This is a genomic window from Streptomyces sp. NPDC055078 (assembly GCF_053607985.1).
In genome coordinates, this window is the sequence record NZ_JBSGUP010000676.1 from 1 (window position 1) to 4,383 (window position 4,383).

Annotated in this window: 5 protein-coding genes; 2 read left to right on the top strand and 3 right to left on the bottom strand. The window is 70.8% G+C overall.

Features of this window, described 5'->3' with window-relative positions; translation table 11 throughout:
- Positions 1–465: 465 nt before the first annotated feature.
- Together ACWF94_RS34600 and ACWF94_RS34605 are read left to right on the top strand one after the other, a co-directional pair.
- Positions 466–1,629 (top strand): aminotransferase-like domain-containing protein, encoded by a 1,164-nt coding sequence (locus ACWF94_RS34600; RefSeq protein ID WP_453497870.1) that lies wholly within the window; start codon positions 466–468, stop codon positions 1,627–1,629.
- A 26-nt stretch (positions 1,630–1,655) separates the two neighbouring features.
- The gene (locus tag ACWF94_RS34605) at positions 1,656–2,606 is read left to right on the top strand and encodes a D-alanine--D-alanine ligase family protein (RefSeq protein WP_453497874.1); all 951 of its coding nucleotides are present in this window, start codon (positions 1,656–1,658) and stop codon (positions 2,604–2,606) included.
- A 218-nt stretch (positions 2,607–2,824) separates the two neighbouring features.
- Here the strand turns inward: ACWF94_RS34605 and ACWF94_RS34610 are convergent, their stop codons facing one another.
- The 3 genes from ACWF94_RS34610 to ACWF94_RS34620 all read right to left on the bottom strand — a co-directional run.
- Positions 2,825–3,595, bottom strand: coding sequence for a class I SAM-dependent methyltransferase (locus ACWF94_RS34610; protein WP_453497876.1), 771 nt, complete (start codon positions 3,593–3,595; stop codon positions 2,825–2,827).
- 301 nt (positions 3,596–3,896) lie between these two features.
- Positions 3,897–4,109, bottom strand: coding sequence for a hypothetical protein (locus ACWF94_RS34615; RefSeq protein ID WP_453497879.1), 213 nt, complete (start codon positions 4,107–4,109; stop codon positions 3,897–3,899).
- A 12-nt stretch (positions 4,110–4,121) separates the two neighbouring features.
- Positions 4,122–4,383, bottom strand: a 262-nt coding sequence (locus ACWF94_RS34620) for a hypothetical protein (RefSeq protein ID WP_453497882.1), incomplete at its 5' end; no start/stop codon positions are given.

The following is a 4,383-nucleotide window of genomic DNA, read 5'->3' on the forward strand; positions in this document are numbered from 1 at the left end:
CACGGGGCCGAACCACATCACCGGCAGACCCGTGCACGCGCAGCACCAGCAGGTGGCCACCGACCATGTCCGGTCAAACACGGAGCCCACCGCTGCGTGACAGCCAGCCCGGTCACCGTGCTGCTTTTCTGCGACCGGGGCGGGAGTCCTTCAGTTGATCTACGCGGCGAGCAGTCCAACAAGGTACGGCTGGTCCCATTCTGGACGCTGCGAACGGCGCGAGTGTGGATGGGGGGGTGGCCTTGCCCCGATGTGGCGTGGCGACGGTGGGTGGCTCGGTAGGGTCGGTGCCTTGTGACAGACAGGAGCGTGCGGATGCAGTCTGATGAGCCATCCCGGTCGGGGTCGCGGGTCGATCCGTGGCGCGGGCATTACGCGGCGCGGGCGGTGGGGATGGTCGCGTCCGAGGTCCGTGCGTTGTTCGCTGTGGCGTCGCGGCCGGAGATAGTGTCACTGGCTGGCGGTATGCCGAATGTTGCCGCACTGCCGATGGAGGCGATCGGCACGCTCATGGCCGAACTTGTGGCCGAGCGGGGGCCGGTGGCGCTCCAGTACGGGTCCGCGCAGGGTGATCCGGGGCTGCGGGAGACGATTTGCGAGGTCATGGCCGCCGAGGGGATCGACGCGGATCCCGGCGACGTCGTGGTCACGGTCGGTTCGCAGCAGGCGCTGGACCTGGTGACCCGGGTGTTCGTGGACCCGGGGGACACGGTGGTCACCGAGGCCCCCACCTATGTCACGGCCCTAGGCGTCTTCGCCGCCTATCAGGCCAATGTCGTCCACGTCACGATGGACGGGGACGGGGTGGTGCCGGAGGCGCTGGCGGAGACCTTCGGCAGGCTGGCGCGCGAGGGCCGGCCGGCGAAGCTCTTCTACACGGTGCCCACTTTCCAGAACCCGGCCGGCGTCACTCTCTCCGAGGAGCGCCGTGCCCGGATCGTGGAGATCTGCCGCCGGGCCGGGGTGCTGCTCCTGGAGGACAACCCGTACGGGCTGCTGCACCTTGACCGTGACGAGCCGATGCGGGCGCTGCGCGCCGATGCCGGTGCCGATGTCGTCTACCTGGGCTCCTTCTCCAAGACCCTGGCCCCGGGGCTGCGGGTGGGCTGGGCGCTGGCCCCCTCGGCCGTGCGGGAGAAGCTGGTGCTGGCGGCCGAGAGCGCGATGCTCTCGCACGCCGTCTTCAACCAGCTCGTCGTCGACCGCTACCTGCGCACCCAGCCCTGGCAGGCCCAGCTCAAGGACTTCCGGGAGATGTACCGGGAGCGCCGGGACACGATGATGGATGCGCTGGAGAAGTACATGCCGCCGGGCGTCTCGTGGACCCGCCCGGCGGGCGGGTTCTTCGTGTGGGTGACCCTGCCGGAGGGGCTGGACTCCAAAGCGATGCTGCCGAGGGCGGTGCAGTCGCGGGTGGCGTACGTTCCGGGCACCGGGTTCTATGCGGACGGTGGCGGACGGCAGGCGATGCGGCTGTCGTACTGCTACCCGCCGCCGGAGCGGACCCGCGACGGGGTGCGGCGCCTGGCGGACGTGATCAGCGCCGAGACCCGGCTGCGGGACATCTTCGGCACCTCGGCCCCGGCCGACAGCACCGGCCCCCAGGCCCCCGGCCCGGACCAGGCATGACGACCACCGAGGGAGAACGAGGAGACATGACCGATCTGCGGGTCGTCGTCATCGCGGGCGGGCTGTCACCCGAGCGCGAGGTGTCCCAGAAGTCCGGCACCCGGGTGGCCGACGCGCTGCGCCGGGCCGGGGTGGAGGTGGAGCTGCGGGACGTGGGGACGGATCTGCTGCCCGCCCTCACCGCGAATCCCGGGGCTGTGGCCTTCCCGGTGCTGCACGGGGTGGCCGGCGAGGACGGCACCATCAAGGAGGTCCTGGAGCTGGCCGGGGTGCCGTACGTCGGGGCCCGGCCCGGGGCGTGCCGGGGTACGTTCGACAAGGCCGTCGCCAAGGAGACGTTCGCCCGGGCGGGACTGGTCACGCCCGCGTCGGTGACGCTGCCGAAAGAAGCCTTCCACGACCTGGGCGCCACCACGCTCACCGCCCGGATCATCGAGGGGCTGGGACTGCCGCTGTTCGTAAAGCCGCGGGGTGGCGGCTCCGCGTTCGGTGTGAGCCGGGTCGAGACGGCCGAGCGGCTCCCGGAGGCGCTGATGGCCTGCTTCGCCTATCACGACGAGGCCCTGATCGAACGCCTCGTGACCGGCACCGAGATCGCTGTGGGCGTCGCCGACCTGGGCGACGGACCCGTCGCACTGCCTCCGGTGGAGATCGTGGCGGACGGGCTGTACGACTACACCGCCCGCTACACCCCTGGCGCAGTCGAGTTCCATCGCCCCGCCCGGATCCCCCCGGCAGCGGCCGAGGAGGCCACCCGGGTCGCCGTCACCGCCCACCAGGCGCTCGGCCTGCGGGACCTGTCCCGTACTGACGCGATCGTCACCGCCGGGGGCGAGGTCGTCGTCCTGGAGACCAATGTCGCCCCCGGGATGACGCTGACCAGCACGTACCCCATGGCCTTGGAGGCCGCCGGGCTCGGCTTCGGCGACGTCTGCCGTGACCTGGCCGCAGCGGCTGACCGGCGCCACCGTTCCTGAACCCGTGCCGCCCGGCAGGCCCGCCTCATGGGTCACCAAACGGCGGGGGTGTCGAGGGCGCGGCGCACGCGGTCAAGTGCCGCCGCAGCGGCAGGCGTGAGGTCGCGTGCCATCGGGATGGCCGGGCAGCGCAGTGGAGTGGAGTGGCTGGCGGGGCGAACCCCGCGCCCTGGTGAGGCGTGGGCCCGGGGCGCGGGGGGCTGCCGTGCCCGGCGTGGCTACTGGTGGGCGACGCGGTGGTAGAGGGAGAGGTGCTTGGCACTGGTGTCCGGTTCGTACGGGGTCCGGTCCCAGTCGGCCCACCGGTCCCGCAGGGTGAGGCCGGCGTCGGCGGCCAGGACGTCGATCTCCTCGGGCTGCCAGTACCGCATCTGTCCGGGCAGGACACGTGGCAGGACGCCGTCGCTGAGGACGACCTCGTTGTAGTGGAACTCCCCCTTGTCTTGGTGGTTCTCGGCGGCGAAGAGGACTGCGGTGCCCGACTCCAGGCGCTTGAGGGAGATGGTCTCCCGGACGGGGAAGACGCCGGGGTGCGGACCGTCGGGCAGTCGCTGACCGGGGCGGGGGACGAAGGTCTCGATCAGCAGCACCCCCGAGGGGGTCAGCATCTGCGCCGCCCGGGTGAGGAACGCCCGCTGGGTGGCTTCCCGGGCCAGGAGGAAGAAGGTGTTGAAGCAGGCGAACACGAGGTTCACGGGCGTCTCGTGGCAATAGACCGCCGCGTCGGCAGTGACCGGGGTGATGGGCAGGCGGCCGGTCTTCTTGGCGAGCTGCTCGGTCATCTCGCCGGAGGCATCGACCGCGACGACGGGCACCCGCTCAGCCAGCGGGAGGGTGACGCGTCCGGTGCCGGAACCGATCTCCACGGCCGGTGTGTCGCCCGCTAGAGCGGCCAGGAGCAGGATCTGCTCGGAGGGCGGGGTGAAGTCCCCGTAGAGCGTGTCGTACTGATCGGCGGTGCGCTCGCCATAGGTATCACTCTCGTACACCACAGGGCAGTCCTCATTCTTTTTGTATTTGTCGTAGACGTAAAGGCCCGGCAGGACCGGTGACTGCCGGGATACGGAGGGCGGGGGCCGCCGGTGCTGGTCGTGGTGCCCCGCGCCGGTCGCCGTGCTGTCGTCAGGCGACCGGGGCGGGAGTCCTTCAGTTGATCTACTGATCTACGCGGCGAGCAGTCCGACCAGATCGGTCCTCTCGCCCGGATCGGTCTCCGCCGCGCTGCCGACCTCGCTGGTGCCGGCCCGATCGCCCCGCCCGTTTCCGGAACGGGCTCGTCCGACTCGGTCGCTATCTCCGTGCCTGGTCGAGTACTTCAGCGCCGGAGAGCGGGCACCGGGTGCCGGTCGCTTGGTCGTTGTGGTCGTCAATGCGGTCGCGGGTGACGGGTGCGAGGCTTCCGCAGAGGATGTGCGGGCAGCGGATCGCGTCGATGGCCCCGTGGTCGTCTCTGCGGACGTGGTGCAGGTAGTGCATGGCGTACATGCCGGGCATACCTGGCATACCTGGCATGGTTCAGCGGGCCTGGGGGCGGTGCCAGCGGGCTATTCCGGCGGCCCGGGGGTCCCGGCGGGGGACATCCCATTCGTTGAACCGTGATGTGAGCCACGCCTCGCCCACGCCGTACGCGCGGGCGATCTCCGCCATCGACATGCCCGCCGCGTACTGTGCGATCACCGCTTCCCGTTCGGCGATCACCTTGTTCCGCCCGGCTTCCGACTGGGCCTTGCTGGGTGCCACGGTTTCCTGCCTTCTGTGTGTGTCGGTTTGGTTGTGG